Source organism: Shewanella sp. 125m-7, assembly GCF_052977045.1.
The window spans coordinates 1-24,671 of record NZ_JBRILQ010000043.1 but is presented as its reverse complement, the minus strand read 5'-3'; the positions used below and the strand labels follow the sequence as shown (position 1 = coordinate 24,671).

Sequence of the window (24,671 nt, the reverse complement as noted above, 5' to 3'; positions counted from 1 at the left end):
TATATTTCGTCGTTAGTGATGGTTTATCAAGCTAACCACATCACAGGCTTCTTATTTTTGTCTAATACCACAGAGCTACTATCTTGCATTGCCTTCAGAATCATCAAATTACACTCCTTCTGTTTTAATTCTTGCTCTGTTTTCTGTTCAGGCTCATTGATGTAAGCAATCATTGGCTTGTAGTTGAGGGAGGCATTACAGTACATATTGGATAGCTTTCTGCCTTTCTGTTTTAAGCCTCTATTGTTTGATAGCTGAGTACAGAGTTCTTCGAATATCGCTTTTGCTTGTTGGGTACACTTTGAATATTGAGTGGCTTGTTGTTCAAGGTCTGAACAAACACTCTTTGGCCTGATTTTCCAAAGTTGATGCTGGAAACGAATATTTGTGTCGTTATAGACAAGGCTCTGGGTCGTAACAGTCGCATTCACTGAACCCATGTGTTGATCCGCTATGTTATTGCTAGCAGCTTGAAGATATGCAGCGAATAGCTGTGATAGTGGATCCATTACTTGTCCTTAAGTATTTGTTTAATTGTCCTTTATCTTTTCAACATACTACTTCGTTTTTTGTTGTCTGAATATGATCTGTAACAATTTCGTTTATCTATTTTTTAGTCAATTCGTACACTTATTGACAGAACTCCAAGTTAACAGCGTCAAATAAAAGCATGAGAAGCGGGAGATTGTGACAACGTCCACTGGTGGACTCGGGTAATGATCTCCACGCCTAGGCAGACAATGCCTTTGAGCTGTGCCGCTTTTTATGGCTGTGGCACTTCATCACCATAACGATTATCCTGTGCTGCTTATGCGCGCGCTTTCTCGCTCTGTTTTTCGGGCATTGGGGTTGTGCTTTACGGCCGCAGAATCCTAGGAAGTCACGTATAGGAACCGGAGAAGAAGTACTACTAACGTTTGAGCCCGTGAGGATAGCCATTAAAGCCACTTATAATTATGGCCTGTTGCGATAAGATTCTGTTTGAGTTTCCCCTTAATCGCTTCGCTTGCTCTGAAGTAAACGGATTTTATATCGTTATCATAAGCTGCTTGGCTAAATCCTCGCTCTTTGGCTTTGTCGTACCAATCATGTCCCTGAGTGAATTCCCCCGTTGATAAGTAAATAGCGCCAAGTAGGAAATAACGAAGACACCCAGAATTGTTAGATAGAGGCTTGCCTACTAAGCTTGAGTTAATAAAAATAACGAAGACACCCAGAATTGTTAGATAGAGGCTTGCCTACTAAGCTTGAGTTAAAAAAATAACGAAGACACCCAGAATTGTTAGATAGAGGCTTGCCTACTAAGCTTGAGTTAAGGCTGAAGAGAGGAGTTTGTTATGCCAACGCCAAGAAAAGCGTTAGTAAGCTTGGAGGATACACCTTATTACCATTGCATAAGCCGCTGTGTTAGAAAGGCATTCCTGTGTGGGGTTGATATTCACACGGGACAATCCTATGAGCATAGGCGTGACTGGGTCGAAAGTCGGCTGTTGCAGCTAGCTGAAGTGTTCGCAATCGATATCTGTGCTTTTGCGGTGATGAGTAATCATCTGCACCTTGTATTGCGGGTTGATGCTGAGTTGGCTAAGAGCTGGTCAGATATCGAGGTTGTAACGCAATGGCAAAAACTGTTCAAAGGCGATAGCCTGAATCATGATTTTATTAAAGCTGAACCTCTTGAATCTTATCAACAAACAATCATCAATAAGCGGGTTAAAGAATACCGACTTCGATTAATGGATATCTCTTGGTTTATGCGGGCGCTTAATGAACCCATTGCCAGAAAGGCCAATGCAGAAGATAAGTGTAAGGGTCGATTTTGGGAAGGGCGCTTTAAGTCGCAAGCGTTACTTGATGACGCGGCGGTGCTGGCTTGTATGGCCTATGTCGACCTCAATCCTATCCGAGCCAATATAGCGATATCTCCAGACACCTCAGACTTCACCAGTATCCAAATGCGCATCAAAGCGGCAGTTAAAGGCGAACAACCTAAATCGCTACTCCCTTTTGTAGGCGATGAGCATCAAGATATGCCTAAAGGGCTCATGTTTAATGCAAAAAATTATCTACAACTCGTTGATGATACAGGTCGAATCCAGCGTCATGATAAACGAGGTGCTATCAGCCCATCCTCACAGCAGTTGTTGCACCGCTTAAACATACCTGCCGAGAACTGGCTTAAAATGACGGCCGAGTTCACGAAAATCTTCAAAGGCGCAGTGGGCAATACACAAGAACTATCGACGTATTGTGAGCATCTTGAGCGTAAACGAAGGCAAGGTGCAGCCAATTGCCACCGATGGCTAGATTGTAGTTAGTCCTAATCTGACCTATTAATCTAAGATTATAACCCTACACGACTTCGAACTGATGTTTGGAGCTTTTGCTGTTTGATTTTTAAGTGAATTGTCGATGTTTTACTTATAGATAAGTTTTAGCTGTTAATTCCGCACTTAAATAGAAACCTGAGAAACAGAATTCGTCTGAATGAACTTTGAACAATGGAACTATCAGGGCAGGAAATAATTTTGGATGTCTATGTTTTTATGTTTTTTACTCATGTAATACGACTTCCATGTTATCTCGTAAAGAGAAAACTATTAGAAATGGCGTGAAAAGTCTACAACGAAGAGTAACGGACTAAAGCTTATTGAATTGCATAAGTAGCAAGCTACTTATGGTCTCCCCACAGGGACTCGAACCCCGATCGATCGCTTAGGAGGCGACTGCTCTATCCTGTTGAGCTATAAGGAGACGCTGCTGATTATACGGGTTTTAATCTAGATGAAAAGAGCTGATGAAAACTCTTTAAATTTAGTTGCTTATTAAGTGTCCTATTAGTGGCTGTTTTGCAGGCTAATCCCATTAATTTAGTGATTAACCTGCAATTTAAGTCTGTGATTCAGTTGGAGCTGTGTTAAATCGCTCCATTTATAGCTTTATTGCTAAATCATTGATTTGAATATTGAGCGATGCGGCGATGCCATCTAACACTGCTGTGGCACTTTCTTCTGTCACCTGATCGATAGTGATGCTTGCTGTGCTTTTTCCGGCAACCGCACGCATGTTATCGAGCCTGTCGGGCATATTTTGTTGTAGTACCAGTTGGAGCTTATCGCCGACTCGAATGCCGTGACGTCTGCCTATGTTAAGAATAATCCTATCGGCTTGTCTTGAGACCACCTGACCGAGTAGCGGACGGCAATTTAAGCTGTTATCTAAATCATTGCTGACTTGGGCCAAAACCTGATCGATTGCTTGACCATATTCAGAGCGCCAAAACGTGTCGCTATTAGAGTTGACTGTTTGCTGGCGCTTAAACTCCCATTCAGCGGCTTGGCTGTATTGTTGGCTCCAGACCTTTTCGCCGCTAATACCATGAAACAGTGATACGCGAAGTTGAAAATTGCGCATGGGATCATTGTCCCACAGCCCGAGTGTACTGGTGAAATCCTCGGTTGAAATGTCGATGATTTCTGGTAGTAGAATATATTGACTATCAGTAATCTCACTTAACCAGCTAGGTAAGCGATAGCCACGCACATCAACGAGGGCTTGATCTATGTCTAAACGTTCATTGGCATGAGTTTGCGGAAAGCTGCTGCTAGAGTGTTGCGCTAACATAAGGGCTAATCGTTCAGATAGGTTCTGCTCGAACAGGCCGATATTACCGACTCTCAACTGGGTTCTATCTTTGATTAATGCCTGAGGGATTAATATTGCTGCTTTAAGATGACTGCCTTGGCAAGTGTCGTTGAGTGGCTCTACGATATCGATACGCACATTAACCGTAATTTGATTGTTTTCAATACGCTCACTGATAAGCTCAATATTTTTACCCTGCGCTTGGTGTTCTATCACAAAGGTGTCATTAACCAGTTGACCATTACTCACGGTTTGTTGGCTACTAAAGCGCGCGCCAGATTTTAATGTTGCATAGCTAACAGCTTGATGAATAGCATCTTCTCTTGCTTGAGTGACATTGTTATCCATAATTTCGGCTTGGCCACTCGCGGTGATCCACTTGGCTTGTACTGGTAAAGCCAATACTGACGACATTAAGCACACGAGTGCTGTTATTGAATTTAGCGCTGGTTTCATCTCACCTTTCCAGTTTTCGAGAAATTAATAGTACAGGTTTTGCGTCGTATAACTGACGAAATGCCATGCCTAGCTCTGTATTAAGCAAATACTATGCCTGTATAACAGGTTTTAACACTATCTTTATAAAGGATATGCTGTTTGGCGCGAGATTAGGGCGATTGGACTAACCTTTTACGTACCAAAATTGAAGTAAATGCCTTTGTTTGCCACCTAACGTATGTCGAAAATCAATAAAGTTTTTAGCGACTCTGCCGATAGCTACTTAATAGTATTTAAGTGTACAAACAAGGTATCGAGACATCGCTGCAGTTAAACGCAGTGATTAACCCCTGATAGGAATTTAAACATGTATAAATCCATCATTTTTCTATCGTTATTATTCACCTTCGGCTGTGCAAGCACCAATGGGGATAATCAAACAGAGCTGCAAATGGCTAACGGCAATGGTTTGCCGCATACCTCTGCGATAAATCATCTATCACAACAGATGGTGAATGAGTTAGTTAGACAAAACGACAGCTTGCGCCCAAATCAGCCGTTGCTGGTTGCAACGCCGGTGTTGATATCAGACATGGCATCGACAAATGCATTAGGCCTGCAATATCAGCAAGGTTTAATTGCGGCGCTGCACGATCATCAATTTAATTTAGTTGATATTAATGTCAGTGATGCGCTTAAGGTGACGCCAGATGGGGAGTTCATTTTAACCCGCGACTGGCAGCAATTACCTGCAGACTTACCCGTTGAGAATGTGGTGGTTTCGACAATGAGCTTATCGAACGAAGGTGTGGCGATTAATAGCCGTATTGTCAATGTTACCAATAACCGAGTGGTATCGGCGGCGCAGGGTTTTGTTAATACAGCCTCAATGCCTGGTTATATAAGTGCGTCAGAAAAAGTGGTATCGGAGCATGGATTACTTTATCGCAATGCTCAAAGTGGGCAACATTCAGTACAAATAGTCGGGGAGAAATAGATGAAAGCGGTTATTTTATTTGTAGCATTAACGCTTTGTGCTTGCTCAGCGCAGGACCGATATGTGCAGTACGAAACGCAGGCGCCTACCTCTTTCCCTAAATTGACGGCTATTGGTTATGCGCCGCTAGAGACTCAACCTGCAGCGGTGCATTCACAACGGGTACTGATGGCGATGCAGGCTTCAAAAATTGCTGCTTATCGTGAGCTTGCTGAACAAGTTTATGGCCAGCAATTGAGTGCTAGCAGCCAGGTGAGGGATTGGATGTTGTCAGGCGATGAAATTCAAGCATCAGTTTCTGGCGTGATCCGTGGCGCTAACGTGGTAAAGAGTTACCCTGCTGGCGAGTTTTATGTGACTGAACTTGAATTGGACTTTGAGCAAGTATGGGCACTGTATCAGCAACAACACCGTTCGCAGCGAGTTAAAGAGATCACGTATTTTTAAGGCTGAGAAGGGCGCTTCGCTCACGGAAGATGGAACGTTCGCAGGCTCACTGACGGAAAAGCAGGGCCTAGGTGCTAGGAAAACTAAGAAAGGCCCTAGGAAAGCACAAGCAAAGGCTGGGACGAACGCTTCGCTTACGGAAGATGGAGCGTTCGCAGGCTCACTGACGGAAAAGCAGGGCCTAGGTGCTAGGAAAACTAAGAAAGGTCCTAGGAAAGCACAAGCAAAGGCTGGGACGAACGCTTCGCTTACGGAAGACGGAACGCTCGCAGGCTCACTCACAGAGCGCTGCGCTGACGGTATAAGCTAAGAAGTTACTAGGGCGTTCGCAGGCTCACTTCGAGGACGCTTCGCTTCTAGGTCCTAGGAAAAGCGCAAGAAAAGTCAAAAGTTTGCATTGGTTTTATTTATGCAATTGCTTTGATCTTTATGCTTTCCTAGAACCTAGAACCTAGAACCTAGAACCTTCTTTTTTCGTAGGTCGGCATTTATGCCGTCAGTTTTGAAATGCCATGTAAGCTTTGATGGGCTAAAGCCCAACCTACAATTGCGAAGGTACTTGTTCAAAGGGGGGGAAGGCCGCAGGCTGTTCGTCTTAGCATTTCCCGTCTCGGCTTTAACCTAGAACTTTCTTTCATCGTAGGTCGGTATTTATGCCGTCGCTTTAATCTTTTAGGGCTTTTCCGTAAGCGAAGCGTTCTGTAGTGACCTTCAATTAAATCAAACAGTCACGTGCCGTAAGGCCGCAGGTCGTTCCGTTTTTAGCTTGTATCGTCTTAGCTTTAACCTAGGATCTAGAAGTCGCAACGCGACGCCCTCGAAGTGACATTCAATTGAGACAAAGTCACGTCCTAGCAGCGAAGCGTCCTTCTTTTAAACCTTTAAGCTTTTAAATTATTTCCAAGCGTCGAAATACTAGAGGTTTTGCCTTTTCCATCATAGGTTAGGCTAGATGAATTTCGGCTTACTTGTAGCGCTTGTGAGAAGCGATTTAAGCTGGCTAAACTTAATTCGATTAATGATTCATTTTCAGCATTGAGCTGTTGGCATTCGGCTAACAAGGCTTTGGTAATACTCACTTGCTGCGATAACTCGGGGTCTGTTTTTAATAAGGCAACATCGGGCTGGGCGGCAATCATCTCATCATTTTGCTTCAGGCTAGCTAATAGGGTTGCCTTAGTGCTGGCTAATGACAACAAAACATCGGCTTGCTGAGCATGCAAGGCTTGTTTTTCTTGGCTAATAACCGAGTTTAGCTCAGTCAACACTTGGTGTTGTGAGCTAAGGAGTTGAGATAAGTTTGTCATAATGGCCTTAATAATTCTCGCTCTATAGAGTTCGTTGCTTTGACCCGTTATGGCTTAAATACGCGCATAAGCTAATGCACAAGTTAATATGCAAGCGAATACATAAGCTAGCAGATAAAGCTTAATTTAAGTCTTTAAGCTCATTTTCAAAGGTTGCGATGTTAGTTGCAAGCTTCTCTGGATCGATTTTGTAACGACCTTCAGCAATTGCCGCTTTAATTTCGTCTACTTTCTTTTGGTCAATTTCTGGCAAGTCAGCCATCTTAGTTTGTACATTTTGAATCTGTTGAGCTTGCGCTGTGATAGACACAGAATCGCCTTTCTGAGTCGTTGTCGCTGGGGCTGCGGGTGTTTGAGCCTCTGCACTTTTAGCGTTCATACCTGTACCAATACGTGTATTGGCATGAGGGTTTACGTGTTTAATATCAATAGCCATTTTGAGATCCAACAGTTAATAAAGAGAGTTTCTTACCTAGACTATCGGCAATGTAACTCGTTACTTTAGGACTTTTTACACACTTATATTCTTACATTCTTACTTCGACTTGGCCAACGCCTGTGACCCTAGCATCGAGTTTTTTATGGGAGTGACTGTTTTTTATGCGGATCTTGTCGCCAATATTGCCGTCATGCAGTGCTTCACCCACGGTTTTAATTTGAAAGTTTTCTGACCGGGCAAATATAGACACACTATCGCCCTTACATACAATGCACAGTTGGTTAACAAAAATGGGTTGTCCAGGCGCGACGCGTCGTTTCAGTCTTGCTCCTACGACTTCAGAGAGTTGTTCAAATTGTTGGCCTCGTAACATGCTTTGTTCTATATATTCGAGTTCAATATCGCTCTGGGAGAGAAGATCTCCGGGGCCCATGGTCGACTTTGCGACCACGATGGGATACATGATATCGACTCTTACAGATAAGAAAATCTGCCATGGATAACTTAAGTCTGGGCTATTGCAGCTGATTTTTACGGTATTGTTGCGACGAATAGCGCGGTCACTGGCGATTTCAGCGGTTATCGGTAAGTAGCAGTTTGGTAGATTGATACGCGTATCTAAGCTCTGGGGGGTGATATTAATCTTTGCTTTATCAGGCGCTTCAATTTTTTCTTCAACTGCCGCTATAGCTAATCGAGAAATGGTCGATATAGAAGGAATGCTAGCGACTGCTGTCGCAGATGCTACAGTTGGTAGCAGAAGTATCATCAAAAATGAGTAAAAGTGGATTTTCATAATGAATGCAGTAGCTTGATTCGCTAAAATGCGACCGTATAGTATTAAGTACTGAACTGCAATCATCTTTATCCTTTGGGATTTGCTTGCGTCATTAGTTTGACTGAAAAGGCGATACTCGCTTGGATAGCTTCAAATAAGCAAGTAGTGTGCCTAAAGACGATAGTTGTGTGAAATATAGCGGGTGTAGCCGGATTCTAACATATATGTGAACCATACATTTACCCCGTACTAATTAAATTGAAATAGATATGAGCCTATGAAAATAGGTACAAGGCAAAAATGTATGTCGAATATTCTCGAATCTGTAAATAAACGGACTCAATTGGTTGGACAAAATCGTCTAGAATTATTGTTATTTAAACTGAATGGACGTCAGCGATTCGGTATCAATGTTTTCAAAGTGAAAGAGGTGCTTCAGTGTCCACCTTTAACTGCGTTACCTAAACTGAACTCTAAGGTGCGTGGTATTGCTCACGTTCGCGGCATGACCATTTCGGTCATTGATTTGAGCGCGGCAACCGGTGGTCGTCCTATTGAGGATGTTGCTAACAGCTTCATTATTATCTCGGAGTATAACCGCAGTGTGCAGGGTTTCTTGGTCAGCTCGGTAGAGCGGATTATCAACATGAATTGGGAAGCGATTATGCCGCCGCCAAAAGGGACGGGGAAATTCTCTTACTTAACCGCGGTGACAGAGATTGAAAATGAGTTAGTTGAGATTTTAGATGTTGAAAAAATTCTTGATGAGATCTCACCGGTTAACACTAATACCAGTAAAGAGTTGGATGAAGCGTTAACGATTGATAGAAACCAGCATTACCACATCATGGTGATTGATGATTCTTCAGTTGCACGTAAGCAGATCATTAGAGCGCTGACCTCACTCGATTTACAAATCGATACTGCAAAAGACGGTAAAGAAGCCTTGGAAAAGTTGCGTGCGATTGCCGCAGAACTTGACGATGTGTCGACAGAGATCCCATTGATTATTTCTGATATCGAGATGCCAGAGATGGATGGCTATACGTTAACCGCTGAAATCCGTGATGATCCAAAGCTAAAAAATATTAAAGTGGTATTGCATACTTCGCTCAGCGGTGTGTTTAATCAAGCTATGGTACAAAAAGTAGGGGCTAACGATTTTATTGCTAAATTTAACCCTGATGAGTTGGCAGCGGCAGTAAACAAGCACTTAAGTCTTTAATTACCATTTATTACCATTATTTAGCATCGACAGAAACCATCGCTTGCTTGTATTTGTGTTGGTGCTAAGGTATAACGCTGCGTTCGTTTTACCTGTGGTCAGACTCGTTTGGCCAATGCGGTTTGTTTTATTGAATTAGGATATTAGAGTGGCGAATAGATCTCTTGCTGAGAATGAGTACAATCAATTTAGATTATTCTTAGAACAGCACAGTGGTATTGTGTTGGGAGAAAATAAGCAGTATTTGGTGCGTAGCCGGCTTGCGCCTCTAATGGGTAAGTACAATTTGCCCTCCTTATCTGATGTGGTTAAGCAGTCGATGAAGCCAACAGAGCGCCAACTGCGCACAGAGGTTATCGATGCCATGACCACAAACGAAACATTGTGGTTTCGTGACCGTTATCCTTTCGAGTTATTATCGAGCAGCATATTACCGACATTCAGCCGTCTAGGTCGTCCGGTAAAGATTTGGTCTGCAGCCTGCTCTTCTGGCCAAGAACCTTATTCGTTAGCTATGACTATTATGGAGCACCAGCAGCGTAAGCCTGGAAGCTTGCCAGGTAGCGCCAGCATTTTGGCAACCGACTTATCGCCATCTATGCTTGAGCGTTGTAAAAATGCCGAGTACGATAATCTTGCGTTAGGTCGTGGTTTGTCCGATGAACGTAAACGTCAGTTTTTTGATGCTTTGCCCTCAGGCAATATGGTCATTAAAGACAACGTTAAGCGCTTCATTAACTTTCGCGCGCATAACTTACTGGAAAGTTATACCTTATTAGGCAAGTTCGATATTATCTTTTGCCGTAACGTGTTGATCTATTTCTCACCAGAGGCAAAGCGGAAAATCCTACGGCAATTTGCTGCCGCATTAAATCCTAATGGCATTCTATTTTTAGGCGCATCAGAGTCTATTGCTGGCTTGTCGGATGAATTTAATATGGTGCGCTGTAATCCAGGGATCTATTATCAAAAGCGAGGCTAACACCTTGTTCGCTTGAATTTGCTTTTGCTAACGCGTCTTTATGACGCGTTTTTTGTATCTGGCATTCGATATTCAACATTCTTCCCATTTAATCTTCCTCTAACCACCTTATTTGGCACAACTATTGCTTTGTTTTAGCTATCGAGCTGAGGAGGCAATTTTATGGCGATTAGTTTTGACCAAGCATTAGGGGTTCATCAATACACTTTGGGCGTTCGCTCCCAGCGTGCAGAGATCCTGTCTTCAAATATTGCCAATGCCGATACGCCAAATTATAAAGCTCGCGATGTCGATTTTTCAAAAGCCATGGGGGCGGCCCAATCTCAGCAATCGGGTTTAACCATGGCTAAAAGTGATTCTAAACACTTCGATATGGCGGCATTAACTCAGCAACATGTAGCTTACCGAGTGCCTAATCAGCCAGATACGGGTGACGGTAACACGGTTGATATTCAGCAAGAGCAGTCTTCTTTTATGCAGAATGCACTGGAATATCAAATGTCACTGGGTTTTCTAGACAGCAAGTTTTCGGGTATGAAAAAAGCGATTAGAGGCGATTAATCATGAGCTTATTTAATATTTTTAATGTTGCAGGTTCGGGTATGTCGGCTCAGTCGGTCAGACTTAATACCACGGCGAGTAATATCGCTAACGCTGATTCTGTATCAAGTAGCGTCGGAGAGACATACCGCGCTCGTCATCCTATTTTCGAGGCTGAAATGAGTAAGGCTCAACAGCATCAAAGTGCAGCTCAGTCTGTTGCTGTTAAAGGGATTGTCGAAAGTGACTTACCACTGAATAAAGAGTTTTCGCCAGATCACCCGATGGCGGATACTGATGGCTTTATCTACAAGCCAAATGTGAATGTAATGGAGGAGATGGCGAACATGATTTCAGCCTCTCGTTCTTATCAAATGAACGTACAAGTCACTGAAGCGGCAAAATCAATGCTTCAGCAGACACTTAGAATAGGCAAATAAACTCAGTGAAAGCTGGAGGTAAATTTTGAGCCTTATTAATCCGCTCACCGCAACGCAGCCGGCTCCTGGCCAGCCACAGCAGGCTAACGCAATTTCGCCGCAAACAGCTCAGGCTCAGAGTTCGGCGACATCGGCAACGAACACTGAACAGACTTCAACGGGAAACCCATTTCTTGATGGATTACGTTTGCCTGAAGAAAGCGCGATTCCTGAGCCTAATAGTCAGGAGTTGAGCCAAGAAGATTTCTTCTCGTTATTGAGTCAACAGTTGTCTATGCAAGATCCGTTTAAGCCTGTAGATAATGATCAAATGATCCAACAGATGGCGTCTTTCTCAACCGTGGATGGGATCAGTAAACTCAACGAAGAAATTGGTAATCTCAATGCGTTAACCAGTTCAAGTCAGGCGCTACAGGCATCGGGGCTTGTTGGTCAAAAAGTGCTGATCCCGTCAGATACCGCGCATATATCGGCTGAAGACCCGAGTATGAAGGGCATCATCAGTACGCCTGAGCCGGTCGAATCTATCATTGTTCGTATTGAGGACGAAAAAGGTCAGCTGATCACTACTTACAATGTGGATGGCAGTGCTGGTGGCAATATCGATGTGAGCTGGGATGGTTTAGATAAGAACGGTGAGCCCGTTGCAGAGGGGAGCTATATCTTCAAAGCCAGTGGCAAAGTTAATGGTACAAGCGAAGAGCTACCGGTATCGACTTATGCTCATGTTACCAGTGTTTCACTTGGAACCGCGGCTACGGGGGCTATTTTAAACTTACGTGGCGTCGGCGGTATTAAGATCAGTGATGTGTTAGCTGTATCTGAAGCCTAATAGCTAGAAACTCATTTTACGAGATGTTTGTGCTCAATATGAAGCTTAAACGTCTTGAAATAGAATTAAATAAGGATTGAGGTGAATCATGTCATTTAACATTGCATTGAGCGGTATATCGTCTGCGCAAAAAGATTTAAATACAACAGCAAACAACATCGCTAACGTTAACACCACAGGCTTTAAAGAATCTCGCGCTGAATTTGCTGATGTTTATGCCAGCTCTATTTTTGCGAATAGTAAAACCACAGTGGGTGGCGGTGTGGCAACGAGTCAGGTTGCCCAGCAGTTTCATCAGGGCAGTATGGCGTTCACCAATAATTCACTTGATATGGCGATCAATGGCGGTGGCTTCTTTGTGACGTCATCAGAAGTCGGCTCGCAAGATCATTCATATACGCGAGCGGGTGCATTTAAGTTTGACTCTAATAACTATATCGTTGATTCAGCGGGCAATTTCTTACAGACATTCCCGGTAGATAAAGATGGCAACTCAACGTCTGTGAGTTTAACCACCACTAAGCCGGTACAAATTCCTGATACGGCGGGTAGCCCGGTTAAAACGGATAATGTCGGTATTCAGATGAACCTCAATGCGGGTGAGTCTACACTCGACCCTGCTGCATTTGATCCCGATGACCCAGATACATTTAATAACTCAACCTCAGTGACCATGTATGATTCACTCGGTGAACCACATATCTTAACCTCGTACTTTATACGTCCTCCTAATGCGGCTCATGTAGGTGAGAGTAACTGGGTAGCGTTTTATGCGGTTGATGGTAAACCCGTCGATTTAGATCCAGCCGCAGGTGAGTATGATGTTGATACCGACGGCGATGGTGCGGTAGATGGTAAAGAAAGTGCAGAAAACGCAGCAGGTTGGAAAGGTGCCGCTATTTCATTCAATGACACTGGCGCATATATAGGGAGTAACCCAGCGGTTATCAAAACTGAAGCTTTAGGTGTTGGTGGCGCTAACGTATTAGGCGCTGGCGCGGATGGGACTCAGACATTAACGCTAAACTTTAATAATCCAACTCAGTACGCATCACCATTTGAAGTGACAGAGTTAACTCAAGACGGTACGACCGTCGGCCGTTTAACTAACGTTGAAGTGGGCGCAGATGGTTTGATTAACGCAAGTTACAGTAACGGCTCTACCGTACCATTAGCCCGTGTTGCCTTGGTAAGCTTTGCCAATGAGCAGGGGTTATCACAGGCGGGTAATACGTCTTGGAAGGCCAGTTTAGATTCAGGTCCGGCACTCGCGGGTGAGGCAAACAGTGGTACCTTTGGTAGCATTCGTTCATCGGCACTTGAACAGTCAAACGTAGACTTGACCACCGAGTTAGTTGATTTGATTTCGGCGCAGCGTAACTTCCAAGCCAACTCTAGAACGCTTGAAGTGAACAACACGCTACAGCAGACCATACTGCAAATCCGTTAATCTTTAAAAGCTTAGAAGGGCGGACTGCGTCCTTCTAGATCGCTTCGCTGCTAGGATGTTCGCAGGCTCACTGCGAGATCCTAGGAAAAGCACAAGCAAAGGCTGAGACGAACGCTTCGCTCACGGAATACGGAACGTTCGCAGGCTCACTCACAGCACGCTGCGCTGACGGTATAAGCTAAGAAGTTACTAGGGCGTTCGCAGGCTCACTTCGAGGACGCTTTGCTTCTAGGTCCTAGGGGAATCGCAAGAAAAGTCAAAAGCTTGCATTGGTTTTATTTATGCAATTGCTTTGATCTTTATGCTTTCCTAGAACCTTCTTTTTTCGTAGGTCGGCATTTATGCCGTCGCTTTAATCTGTTAAGTCTTTGCTGTAAGCGAAGCGTTCCGTAGTGACCTTCAATTCAATCAAACAGTCACGTGCTGTAAGGCCGCAGGCCGTTCATCTTCGCGTTTGCCGTCTCAGCCTTAACCTAGAACCTGACTTTCCTAGCACCTTCTTTTTTAGTAGGTCGGCATTTATGCCGTCAGTTTTGAAATGTTACGTAAGCTTTGATGGGCTAAAGCCCAACCTACACCTTGTGAAGGAGCATCGCTTCTAGGGGCAAGGAGAAGCACAAATAAATACGAACGCTTCGCTCACGGAAGACGGAACGTTCGCAGGCTTATTCACAGCACGCTGCGCTTACGGTATAAGCTAAGAAGTTACTAGGGCGTTCGCAGGCTCACTTCGAGGACGCTTTGCTTCTAGGTCCTAGGGAAATCGCAAGAAAAGTCAAAAGCTTGCATTGGTTTTATTTATGCAATTGCTTTGATCTTTATGCTTTCCTAGAACCTAGAACCTAGAACCTAGAACCTAGAACCTTCTTTTTTCGTAGGTCGGCATTTATGCCGTCGCTTTAATCTGTTAAGTCTTTGCTGTAAGCGAAGCGTTCCGTAGTGACCTTCAATTCAATCAAACAGTCACGTGCCGTAAGGCCGCAGGCCGTTCCATCTTTGCATGCCCGTCTCAGCTTTTCTCATCTTAGCTTTAACCTAGAAGGAGCAACGCGACGCTCTCGCAGTGGCATTCAATTAAAGTCAATAGTCACGTCCTAGCAGCGTAGCGTCCTCCTTTATATATCTTGGCATGATGTTTGCTATTAATTTCGTTAGACGGAAGTTTGACGGGGTGTTACGTGGACAAATTGCTCTATGTCGCGATGAGCGGCGCAAAACAGAATATGAATTCGTTGGCAGTCAGTGCCAACAATTTGGCAAACGCAAATACAGATGGCTTTAAATCCTCTCTTGCTCAGGCTCGCTCAATGCAAGCTTTCGGCGAAGGGTTGCCTACTCGCGTGTTCTCGATGACTGAAACGCCGTCAGCTAATTTTTCTAGTGGTCCAATTAAAACCACTGGCCGTGATTTAGACATTGCCGTCAAAGGTGATGGCTGGATTGCCGTGCAGGCCGAAAATGGTGGCGAAGCTTACACTCGCTCAGGCAGTTTGCGTTTCGATAACTCCGGTGTGTTGCGTAATGACAAGGGCACGGCGGTGATGGGCGACAATGGGCCTATTGTATTGCCGCTGCCGATTGAAAAAGTCGAAATTTCCCAAGACGGTATCGTCTCCGTTCGTCCCTCAGGTGCTACAGCTGAAGTTATCGAAGAGGTGGCTCGTATTAAACTGGTCAACCCGGGTAATCAAAATTTAATGCGCGGAGAAGATGGTTTGTTCCGCTTGATGTCTGGTGAAAATGCAGCAGCCGATCCCAGTGTTGGCTTGATTAGTGGCGCTGTCGAAGGCAGTAACGTCAATGCAGTGCATGAGATGGTATCTATGATTGATATACAGCGTCAGTTTGAGATGCAAGTGAAAATGATGAAAACAGCAGAAGAGAACGATCGTGCGTCCTCTTCCTTAATGCGCATAAGCTAGGAGAGATACTATGCATCCCGCTTTATGGATAAGTAAGACTGGTTTAGACGCTCAGCAAACTGATATTTCAGTTATTTCTAACAACGTGGCTAACGCTAGCACCGTCGGCTTTAAAAAGAGTCGTGCGGTATTTGAAGATCTGCTTTATCAAAATGTGAATCAAGCCGGCGGCATTAGCGCATCCAATACTAAACTGCCAAATGGTTTGAGTATTGGTTCGGGTACCAAAGTGGTCGCAACCCAGGAGATCTTTACTCAGGGCAACATGCTGACCACAGATAACTCGCTGGATTTGATGATAGAAGGGCCGGGTTTTTTTGAGGTGCAGATGCCAGATGGCGCCGCAGCGTATACCCGTAGTGGGCAGTTTAGCTTAGATGAAACCGGACAAATCGTAACGCCAGGTTCAGGCTACGTGATTCAGCCTGCTATCACCATTCCAGAAGGCGCCACGAGCATTACGGTATCGGCTGAAGGCGAAGTGTCAGTTAAAACACCGGGTAATGCAGAAAATCAGGTGGTGGGGCAGTTAGCTATATCCGATTTTATTAACCCGTCAGGACTCGATCCTATGGGACAAAACTTGTATATGGAAACTGGCGCGAGCGGCACACCAATCCAAGGTACCGCTTCGCTTGATGGTATGGGCGCTATCCGTCAAGGTGCGCTTGAAACGTCAAATGTTAACGTGACCGAAGAGCTCGTTAACTTGATTGAAAGCCAGCGTATTTACGAGATGAACTCAAAGGTGATCTCGGCGGTTGACCAGATGTTGTCTTACGTTAACCAAAATCTTTAAGCATGTTTAAGAGGCTTTGACTATGAAGCGTTTGTGGGCACTTTTCTTTATGGCGGCCTTATCAGGTTGTAATTCGACCAACGGCAAGCCAATTGCTGATGATCCTTATTACGCGCCCGTTTACCCTGAAGCGCCGCCAACCAAAATTGCTGCCACGGGTTCCATGTATCAAGATAGCCAGGCATCGAGCCTGTATTCTGATATTAAAGCACTCAAAGTCGGTGACATTATTACAGTGTATTTAATGGAGCAGACTCAGGCGAAGAAGAGTGCCAATAATGAGATCTCTAAAGGTACCGATTTATCGCTAGACCCTATTTATGCTGGCGGCGGCAATGTCACCATTGGTGGCAACCCAATAGACCTGCGTTACAAAGACAGTATGAACACTAAGCGTGAATCAGATGCTGACCAAAGTAACAGCTTGTCAGGCAGTATTTCAGCCAACGTCATGCAAGTGCTTAATAACGGTAACTTGGTTATTCGTGGTGAAAAATGGATAAGCATAAATAACGGTGACGAGTTTGTGCGCATTACCGGTATTGTGCGCGCCCAAGATATTCGCCCTGACAATACGATTGATTCACAACGCGTGGCGAATGCGCGTATTCAATATAGCGGCACGGGCACTTTTGCCGAAGTACAAAAAGTGGGTTGGTTAGCCTCGTTCTTTATGGGCAGCTGGTGGCCGTTTTAGGCTAAGGAGTTAGGATGATGAAATTAAAATTGGCATTGCTATGTGTCATGCTGGTGTTGACCGCTCCCGTTCATGCACAGCGTATTAAAGACATTGCCAACGTACAGGGCGTACGTAGTAACCAGTTAATCGGCTACGGTTTAGTGGTGGGTTTGCCGGGTACGGGTGAGAAGACCCGTTATACCGAGCAGACGTTTAAAACCATGCTGAAGAACTTTGGCATTAACTTGCCGGATAACTTCAGACCCAAGATTAAAAATATCGCGGTTGTTGCCGTGAGCGCTGAGATGCCGCCGTTTATCAAGCCGGGTCAAACCTTAGATGTGACGGTTTCAAGCTTAGGTGAGGCAAAAAGCCTGCGTGGTGGCATGCTGTTACAAACCTTTTTAAAAGGGGTCGATGGTAATGTTTATGCGATAGCCCAAGGCAGCATGGTGGTCAGTGGTTTTAGCGCCGAAGGGATGGATGGTTCTAAAGTCATTCAAAATACGCCAACTGTTGGGCGTATTCCTAATGGCGCGATTATCGAGCGTACCGTGGCAACGCCATTTTCAACCGGCGATCACTTAACCTTTAACCTGCGCCGCGCCGATTTTTCTACAGCAAAACGTTTGGCCGACGCGATTAATGATCTATTAGGCCCAGGTATGGCAAGACCCCTTGATGCGGCCTCTGTGCAGGTAAGTGCGCCAAGAGATGTATCACAGCGAGTGTCATTTTTGGCAACCCTTGAGAATATTGAAGTTGAGCCTGCTGCTGAGTCTGCCAAGGTGATTGTTAATTCACGTACCGGTACTATTGTTGTTGGTCAAAACGTCAAATTATTGCCAGCTGCTGTGACCCATGGTGGCTTAACGGTGACAATTGCCGAAGCAACGCAGGTTTCACAGCCCAATCCGTTCGGAAATGGTCAAACCGTGGTCACTACCGACAGCACCATTGATGTAGCTGAAGATGACAGCCGTATGTTTATGTTTAACCCTGGAACCACGCTAGATGAGCTAGTTCGGGCGGTTAACTTAGTCGGTGCGGCTCCGTCAGATGTGCTTGCGATACTCGAAGCGTTAAAGATGGCAGGCGCTTTGCATGGTGAATTGATAATTATCTAAATATTGTCAGTTTTATTGGAAAGGTGTCATGGAGAAGCTGTCGAACGCATCGCAATTTCTGGATCTTGGAGGCTTGGACTCATTAAGATCCAGAGCCCAAAAAGATGAAACCAGTGCATTAAAAGAAGTTGCCCAGCAATTTGAGGGGATCTTCGTGCAAATGCTGATGCAAAGCATGCGTGACGCTAATGCTGTGTTTGAGTCTGACAGCCCAATGAACAGCCAGTACACCAAGTTCTATGAGCAGATGCATGATCAGCAGATGTCGCTCAATCTTTCTGGTGAAGGCATGTTGGGCTTAGCCGATCTGATGGTGCAGCAACTCGACCCAGCCAACAGTCCACTCACACCCGCATCGGTATTACGTGGCGATATTAATGGCGGTTCGAAAGCTGCGGCGCTGACAATGGATAAGCCTGATATGTTACAGATGCCAGCCTCCGGTATTTCAGGCTCTGATGCTATGGCGCGCCCCGTTTCACCGCTTATTGCCCAGACTCAAGCTCGCCAGAGCTCTGTTAGTTTGAATTCGGCCTCACTAGAGCAAAGTGCGGTGACTCAAGCGTCATCGACTCCACAAGCATTAACAAGCAGCGCTCAGTCGCAGACATTAGATGCAGTATTGAGTGGCAAAGTGTTGCCGTCAGCGGCAAGCAATGCCGATAAATCTCAAGCCAACTTCACCAGCCAAGATGAATTTGTTGCCCGTTTATATCCCCATGCAGAAAAAGCGGCGCAGGCACTCGGTACCACACCAGAAGTCTTGATTGCTCAGTCAGCGCTAGAAACGGGCTGGGGTCAGAAAATGGTAAAAGGCCATCAAGGGCAGCAGAGTAATAACCTGTTTAACATTAAGGCCGACAACCGTTGGCAAGGCGAGAAAGCCTCGGTTAGCACCCTGGAATATGAGCAAGGTATTGCGGTTAAGCAGCGCGCTAATTTCAGAGTTTATGACGATATCGGTCAGAGCTTTAATGACTTTGTGTCATTTGTTTCTAACGGTGAGCGTTATCAAGACGCCATGAAACAAGCTGCTAATCCACAAGCATTTATCCGATCCTTGCAAGATGCAGGCTATGCCACCGACCCTAAATACGCCGATAAGGTTATTCAGGTCATGAAAACCATTACTCGAGACTTCAAAGATGTCTTACAAGGGGTTAAGCAATGAAAAATAGACTTGTGCAACCTCTTGAAGCAAGGAGCCAGTACTCATGTCTTTAGATTTAATGAATATTGCTCGCACAGGTGTGCTGGCTTCACAGTCTCAGCTGGCGATAACCAGCAATAACATCGCCAATGCCAACACCGAAGGTTACAACCGTCAGGTCGTGTCTCAGTCAGCGCTAGATTCACAGCGCATGGGTAATGATTTTTACGGTGCAGGCACTTATGTGTCAGATGTTAAACGAGTCTATAACGATTATGCCGCGCGTGAGCTACGCATTGGCTCTACCGCTGTTAGTGAGTCACAGACTACTTTTGGCAAAATGAGTGAGCTTGACCAACTGTTCTCGCAAATAGGTAAGGCGGTTCCTCAAGGGTTAAATGATTTCTTCGCTAGCATGAATGCCTTGGCCGATATCCCTGGAGATATAGGACTGCGTGACTCGTTGTTAACCAGTGCAAATCAGTTAGCCAACAGTGTTAATCAGATGCAAGGTCATCTTGACGGCCAAATGACCCAGACCAATGATCAGATCTCTGCCGTTACCGACAGAATCAATGAGATCAGTAATGAACTTGGCAGTATCAACCGTGAGCTGATGAAGTCTCAAGGTCAAGATATGCAGTTATTAGACAAGCAAGATGCGCTGATTTTAGAGCTCAGTGAATACGCCTCAGTCAATGTGGTGCCGCTAGAGTCTGGTGCAAAGAGCATTATGCTTGGTGGCTCTATGATGCTGGTATCGGGTGAGATGTCGATGCAAATGGGTACCAAGCAAGGTGACCCTTATCCTAATGAGCTACAAATCACTGCACAATCAGGCAATAAAAGCATGGTTGTTGATGCGACAAAATTAGGTGGTCAGTTGGGCGCTCTGGTTAATTATCGCGATGAATCTCTTATTCCATCGCAGATGGAGCTTGGTCAATTTGCCTTAGGGGTAAGCGATGCGTTTAACCAAGCCCAGGCGCAAGGCTTCGATCTAAATGGTCAAGTGGGCGCCAATATCTTTACCGACATTAATGACCCATCGATGCAACTAGGTCGCGTTGGGGCGCTATCAAGCAATACCGGTACCGCCAATCTAAGTGTCAATATTGATGATGTCGGCGACTTAACGGGCAATAGTTACGAGCTTAAGTTTACCGCACCATCGACCTATGAGCTAAAAGATGCCGCCAGCGGCAACATTACGCCGCTAACCCTCAACGGTACAAACCTTGAAGGCGCTAATGGTTTTAGTATCAATATCGATGCTGGCGCGCTGGCCTCGGGTGATACCTTTGAAATACGCCCAACTTCAAGTGCTGCAGCGTCACTATCGGTCGAGATGACCGACGGCAAAGGCATTGCGGCGGCGGGAACTAAAATTACTGCCGATGCCGCCAATACCGGCAATAGCCACGTGAGTTTAGTCAGCATTGACGATAGAAGTGCGGCAAACTTCCCGGTAACGGGCGCCGAACTTACCTTTGAAATCGACCCGTCAGCCGTACCGCCAACCTTTGAAGTGTTTGACGTTGATGGTACATCACTGGGCGCGGCAGCGACTTACACGCCGCCAACTATCAGCGCACATGGTTTTACCTTTGAGATTGATTCTACTGCGGCTACAGCAGAGAAGTTCAGCTTCGATTTGTCGTTTGCCGAAGGTGATAACACTAATCTGGTGAACATGGCAAAGCTTAATGAGGCCAAGTTGATGAACGGCGGAAAAACCACGCTGACTGATGTCTTTGAAAACACAACCTTAGATATAGGCAGTAAGACTAAGTCGGCTGAAATGTCGATGGGCTCAGCAGATGCTATTTACAACCAAGCCTATACACGGGTTCAAAGTGTATCAGGGGTGAATCTTGACGAAGAAGCGGCAAATCTAATGCGTTTTCAGCAGTCATATCAAGCATCTGCGCGGATCATGACCACCGCCAATGAAATATTCAACACATTATTTAGCTCACTGCGCTAGCGCTGCACGCTTAAAGAGTTAATCAGATTAGCTACAGGGCTTATCGCTTAAAGCGCCTAGGGTTAAGACGTTAGTAACAGGGATTAAGATTATGCGAATTTCTACCGCGCAAATGTTTCATCAAACCAGTAGTAATGTCTTAAAAGGCCAGTCAGCAACTAGCCAGATTTTAGAGCAATTAGCATCGGGTAAAAAGGTTAATACTGCCGGTGATGACCCCGTTGCAGCCGCTGGGATTAATAACCTAAACCAGCAGAGCGCGTTAACCAATCAATTTCTCAAAAATATTGATTACGCTACAGGTAATCTTGCTGTGAGCGAAAGCAAAATAGGCAGCGCTGAAACGCTAGTATCAAGTATGCACGAGGGCATGCTGCGTTCAGTAAACGGCACCTTGACTGACACCGACCGGCAAGCTATTGCCGATGAGATGCGCAGCAGCCTAGAAGAGTTGCTGTCGATTGCCAATAGTAAAGATGAATCCGGCAATAGTTTGTTTGGTGGTTTCAATACAGATGGTGACCCATTTGCTTTTGATAACAATGGCAAAGTGGTTTACAGCGGCGACTCAGGAGTCAGAGACACCATAGTGGCCTCTGGCGTAACGGTTGGCAGCAATATTGCCGGCGATAGCGTTTTTATGAATGCAGCCAATGCCATGGGGGATTACAGCGTCAATTATTCGACGTCTCAAACCGGCAGTTTCAGTGTTGAAAGCGCCAAAGTGACAGATAGCACTTTACCTGTAGCGGGTGATTACAGCTTTGCTTTCGCTGATGACGGCGCTGGTGGCCTAGAGTTGAATGTGACTGATGCCTTAGGTGTGGTGACGAATGTGCCAAATTTTGACCCCAGCCAGCCGGTAACCCTTGATGGTATTGAGATTCAGCTAAAAGGTAACCCCGTTGCTGGTGATTCATTTTCAATGTCGCCAGAGTCCAATTCTAATATTTTCGATACCTTAAACAGTGCTATTTCACTACTTGAGGACGGCGGCAAGCTCAATAGCCCTCAAGGTCAGTCTGAAATGGCGCAGTTATTAAATAACGTCAATAGTGGCCAAGAGTTGATGGCAACTAGCCGCAGTGTTGCGGGCAATAGTCTCAAAAGCTTAGAGAGCTATACCGATCTTCATCAAGAAGATCAGCTGGTGAATCAATCGGCTTTATCAATGCTTGAAGATTTAGATTACGCCGCAGCCATCACAGAGTTTGAGAAACAGCAGATGGCATTGAATGCCATTTCAAGTGTGTTTAGTAAGGTGGGCTCAGCTTCGCTGTTTGACTATATCTAGAAACTAGGACCTAGGGAGTCGGGGGATTAGAAGGACGTCCTGTGCATGATGTGTGTAGCTAAAGCACTCGTCGCTGCTTATGTCGGCTTAGTCTAAACCGTCTTAGCAATTATCGAATCAGCTTATATCGACTTATTTTTCGGCATTTAAGTAAAACTGGCACGAAAAAAGCATTAAAAGATTAAAGAGTTTGTCTATTTAAAATATTTGACACCAAAGTTTAAATTCAATCTTTGGCGTCCTCTGGTTACTACCGTGCTTAATGCACAGCGCTTAATGATGAGACAAGACAAGACAAGATAAGACAGTCGGAATCATTTTAAACAGCGGTAACCCCAACAATTTTATTATTAACAATTTTAGCCAAGTTTCTATTCTTGGCGACTAATTAAGAAGAGGATAACAACATGGCTATTAGCGTTAATACTAACGTTACATCAATGCGAGCGCAGAACAACCTAAACAGCGCCAACTCAAGCACGCAAACCTCAATGGAGCGTTTATCTTCAGGCTTGCGTATTAACAGTGCTAAAGACGATGCTGCAGGTCTGCAGATCTCTAACCGTATGACCAGCCAGATCAACGGTATCGGTGTCGCCATGCGTAATGCTAACGACGGTATCTCAATCGCGCAAACTGCTGAAGGTTCAATGCAAGAGTCGACTAATATCTTGCAGCGTATGCGTGACTTGTCACTGCAATCGGCGAACGGTTCAAATTCAAGCGATGACCGCAATGCGATGCAAAAAGAGATAACGTCATTGCAGGCTGAATTGACTCGTATTGCTGATACCACTTCTTTTGGTGGTCAGAAGTTGCTTAATGGCGATTATGGTACACAGAACTTCCAAGTTGGTGCTAACGCTAATGAAACCATTTCAATATCATTATCAAATACAAGTGCATCAACAATTGGTCAGCATAATTTAACTGGTGCAGGCACTGGCTTAGTACTTGGTGGCGCAGTGGTAGGTACGGCACCGGGTGCTGTTACTGGTGTTGCTACCGGTGACATTAAGGTTAATGGCGAGAAAATAACTATTGCTGGAGATGCGACCTCAACAGAAGTTGCAGAACAGATTACAAAATCAAATAATGGCGTGACAGCTGAAACATCAGTAACAGCAACTATTGAACTAGGTGGTGGAGCCGCAGCGGATTTGGTTGTAGGTGATAAGACATACGACCTGTCAACTTTGGATACTGATTCGTTAGTTGAAAAATTGACTGATGATGGCTTTGAAGCGTCAGCTGACGCTGGTGTAGTTACTATTACAGCCAAAAACGTTGATGATATAGGTATTACAGCTGTTGCAGGTAACACGGCTAAGTTCGACGGAGCAACCGCAATCGTTACGGGTTCTGAGCGTAAACTAGCTAACCTTGAAATGACATCAAATAGTGGCGCAATCGCAATTTCTGGTGATGCTGCAACTGTTGCAGATGTGGTTGGTGCAACAACAGCATCAACTCTAACAAGTGTAGACTCGTTAGATATTACTGACGCAGTAGGGGCTCAGGACGCAATCTCTGTAATCGATGCCGCAATTGCAGGTATTGATTCGCAACGAGCCGACTTAGGTGCGGTACAAAACCGTATGAGTTTTACCATCAACAACTTAAGCAATATTCAATCAAACGTAACTGATGCTAGAAGCCGAATTCAAGATGTAGACTTTGCTAAAGAAACAGCGGAGCTGACTAAGCAGCAGATTCTGTCACAAACTTCTTCTGCCATGCTTGCCCAGGCTAACCAGTTACCACAAACAGCCTTGTCACTGCTAGGTTAAAGCAGGGCCGGTTAAGGCTAATACGGTTTAAAGACGAATGGCCTGCGGCCTTACGGATGACGGAACGCTGCGCTTACGCAAAGCAGGTCTAGAGCGTGACTTTGTCGCTGCAAGGTAAGGCCTGAGAAGACTCTAGGACGTGACTTCGTCACGGCGAGAGCGTCGCTCCGCTCCTGCTAGATACGATAAAATCAACAGCAATAGCGTAAAATGCTATTGCTGTTGGTTTGCTATTTTTATCACTAACACCTAGCCATCGCATCTCACATCTGGCACCTAACACCTCTGTTAACTTAATCTTGTCTTTGCTTTTCTCTGTGTAGCGTAGCGCTCTGTGTCCTCTGTGGTGAATAGCTTTGGCTTTTTGGTTACAGCGTTTAAGAGCTTTTTTACCACGGAGCGC

Annotated in this window: 23 protein-coding genes and 1 tRNA gene; 17 read left to right on the top strand and 7 right to left on the bottom strand. The window is 45.0% G+C overall.

Annotation, left to right across the window (positions count from 1 at the left end; translation table 11 throughout):
• Positions 1–26: 26 nt before the first annotated feature.
• Entirely contained in the window at positions 27–509 is a 483-nt protein-coding gene (locus ACVBIL_RS17030) for a hypothetical protein (protein ID WP_447168143.1), read from the bottom strand.
• A gap of 828 nt (positions 510–1,337) precedes the next feature.
• Here ACVBIL_RS17030 and ACVBIL_RS17025 point away from each other — a divergent pair.
• Positions 1,338–2,318 (top strand): transposase, encoded by a 981-nt coding sequence (locus ACVBIL_RS17025; protein WP_447168142.1) that lies wholly within the window; start codon positions 1,338–1,340, stop codon positions 2,316–2,318.
• A gap of 360 nt (positions 2,319–2,678) precedes the next feature.
• Here the strand turns inward: ACVBIL_RS17025 and ACVBIL_RS17020 are convergent.
• Together ACVBIL_RS17020 and ACVBIL_RS17015 are read right to left on the bottom strand one after the other, a co-directional pair.
• Positions 2,679–2,754, bottom strand: a tRNA-Arg gene (locus ACVBIL_RS17020).
• 177 nt (positions 2,755–2,931) lie between these two features.
• Positions 2,932–4,101 carry a flagellar assembly protein T N-terminal domain-containing protein gene (locus ACVBIL_RS17015; protein ID WP_447168141.1) on the bottom strand — a complete coding sequence of 390 codons (1,170 nt, stop codon included), beginning with the start codon at positions 4,099–4,101 and terminating at the stop codon, positions 2,932–2,934.
• A gap of 349 nt (positions 4,102–4,450) precedes the next feature.
• On the opposite strand from ACVBIL_RS17015, the gene ACVBIL_RS17010 reads away from it, so the two are divergent.
• Both ACVBIL_RS17010 and ACVBIL_RS17005 read left to right on the top strand, forming a co-directional pair.
• Entirely contained in the window at positions 4,451–5,080 is a 630-nt protein-coding gene (locus tag ACVBIL_RS17010; RefSeq protein ID WP_447168140.1) for a FlgO family outer membrane protein, read from the top strand.
• Entirely contained in the window at positions 5,081–5,527 is a 447-nt protein-coding gene (locus ACVBIL_RS17005; protein WP_447168139.1) for an LPP20 family lipoprotein, read from the top strand.
• An 881-nt stretch (positions 5,528–6,408) separates the two neighbouring features.
• Here ACVBIL_RS17005 and ACVBIL_RS17000 read toward each other — a convergent pair.
• The 3 genes from ACVBIL_RS17000 to flgA all read right to left on the bottom strand — a co-directional run bounded on the left by ACVBIL_RS17000 (position 6,409) and on the right by flgA (position 8,069).
• Complete coding sequence (locus tag ACVBIL_RS17000; protein ID WP_447168138.1) at positions 6,409–6,834, bottom strand: flagella synthesis protein FlgN; 426 nt, start codon at positions 6,832–6,834, stop codon at positions 6,409–6,411.
• 121 nt (positions 6,835–6,955) lie between these two features.
• Positions 6,956–7,270, bottom strand: coding sequence for a flagellar biosynthesis anti-sigma factor FlgM (gene flgM / locus ACVBIL_RS16995; RefSeq protein ID WP_447168137.1), 315 nt, complete (start codon positions 7,268–7,270; stop codon positions 6,956–6,958).
• Between the two features lie 91 nt (positions 7,271–7,361).
• Complete coding sequence (gene flgA, locus ACVBIL_RS16990; protein ID WP_447168158.1) at positions 7,362–8,069, bottom strand: flagellar basal body P-ring formation chaperone FlgA; 708 nt, start codon at positions 8,067–8,069, stop codon at positions 7,362–7,364.
• A 286-nt stretch (positions 8,070–8,355) separates the two neighbouring features.
• On the opposite strand from flgA, the gene ACVBIL_RS16985 reads away from it, so the two are divergent.
• The 14 genes from ACVBIL_RS16985 (at position 8,356) to ACVBIL_RS16920 (ending at position 24,268) form a co-directional block, all read left to right on the top strand.
• Positions 8,356–9,276, top strand: coding sequence for a chemotaxis protein CheV (locus ACVBIL_RS16985; RefSeq protein ID WP_447168136.1), 921 nt, complete (start codon positions 8,356–8,358; stop codon positions 9,274–9,276).
• 148 nt (positions 9,277–9,424) lie between these two features.
• Complete coding sequence (locus ACVBIL_RS16980; protein ID WP_447168135.1) at positions 9,425–10,258, top strand: CheR family methyltransferase; 834 nt, start codon at positions 9,425–9,427, stop codon at positions 10,256–10,258.
• A gap of 162 nt (positions 10,259–10,420) precedes the next feature.
• On the top strand, positions 10,421–10,819 hold the full coding sequence (gene flgB / locus ACVBIL_RS16975; RefSeq protein WP_447168134.1) for a flagellar basal body rod protein FlgB: 399 nt from the start codon (positions 10,421–10,423) through the stop codon (positions 10,817–10,819).
• A 2-nt stretch (positions 10,820–10,821) separates the two neighbouring features.
• Positions 10,822–11,238, top strand: coding sequence for a flagellar basal body rod protein FlgC (gene flgC, locus ACVBIL_RS16970; protein ID WP_012154594.1), 417 nt, complete (start codon positions 10,822–10,824; stop codon positions 11,236–11,238).
• Between the two features lie 25 nt (positions 11,239–11,263).
• A complete protein-coding gene (gene flgD / locus ACVBIL_RS16965) occupies positions 11,264–12,070 on the top strand; it encodes a flagellar hook assembly protein FlgD (protein WP_447168133.1) in 807 nt (268 codons plus the stop codon).
• Between the two features lie 88 nt (positions 12,071–12,158).
• On the top strand, positions 12,159–13,520 hold the full coding sequence (gene flgE, locus ACVBIL_RS16960) for a flagellar hook protein FlgE (protein ID WP_447168132.1): 1,362 nt from the start codon (positions 12,159–12,161) through the stop codon (positions 13,518–13,520).
• Positions 13,521–14,698: 1,178 nt separating this feature from the next.
• A complete protein-coding gene (gene flgF, locus ACVBIL_RS16955; RefSeq protein WP_447168131.1) occupies positions 14,699–15,442 on the top strand; it encodes a flagellar basal-body rod protein FlgF in 744 nt (247 codons plus the stop codon).
• Between the two features lie 10 nt (positions 15,443–15,452).
• Entirely contained in the window at positions 15,453–16,241 is a 789-nt protein-coding gene (gene flgG / locus ACVBIL_RS16950) for a flagellar basal-body rod protein FlgG (RefSeq protein WP_447168130.1), read from the top strand.
• Between the two features lie 22 nt (positions 16,242–16,263).
• Positions 16,264–16,938 (top strand): flagellar basal body L-ring protein FlgH, encoded by a 675-nt coding sequence (flgH, locus tag ACVBIL_RS16945; protein WP_447168129.1) that lies wholly within the window; start codon positions 16,264–16,266, stop codon positions 16,936–16,938.
• 17 nt (positions 16,939–16,955) lie between these two features.
• Positions 16,956–18,047: a flagellar basal body P-ring protein FlgI gene (locus ACVBIL_RS16940; protein WP_447168157.1), complete on the top strand. Its 1,092-nt coding sequence runs from the start codon at positions 16,956–16,958 to the stop codon at positions 18,045–18,047.
• A gap of 28 nt (positions 18,048–18,075) precedes the next feature.
• On the top strand, positions 18,076–19,218 hold the full coding sequence (gene flgJ / locus ACVBIL_RS16935; RefSeq protein WP_447168128.1) for a flagellar assembly peptidoglycan hydrolase FlgJ: 1,143 nt from the start codon (positions 18,076–18,078) through the stop codon (positions 19,216–19,218).
• 43 nt (positions 19,219–19,261) lie between these two features.
• Complete coding sequence (flgK, locus tag ACVBIL_RS16930) at positions 19,262–21,184, top strand: flagellar hook-associated protein FlgK (protein WP_447168127.1); 1,923 nt, start codon at positions 19,262–19,264, stop codon at positions 21,182–21,184.
• A gap of 91 nt (positions 21,185–21,275) precedes the next feature.
• Entirely contained in the window at positions 21,276–22,478 is a 1,203-nt protein-coding gene (gene flgL, locus ACVBIL_RS16925; RefSeq protein ID WP_447168126.1) for a flagellar hook-associated protein FlgL, read from the top strand.
• 407 nt (positions 22,479–22,885) lie between these two features.
• Positions 22,886–24,268 carry a flagellin gene (locus ACVBIL_RS16920; protein WP_447168125.1) on the top strand — a complete coding sequence of 461 codons (1,383 nt, stop codon included), beginning with the start codon at positions 22,886–22,888 and terminating at the stop codon, positions 24,266–24,268.
• A gap of 148 nt (positions 24,269–24,416) precedes the next feature.
• Here ACVBIL_RS16920 and ACVBIL_RS16915 read toward each other — a convergent pair.
• Positions 24,417–24,671 (bottom strand): hypothetical protein (locus ACVBIL_RS16915; protein ID WP_447168124.1); only part of this gene is annotated, 255 nt, incomplete at its 5' end.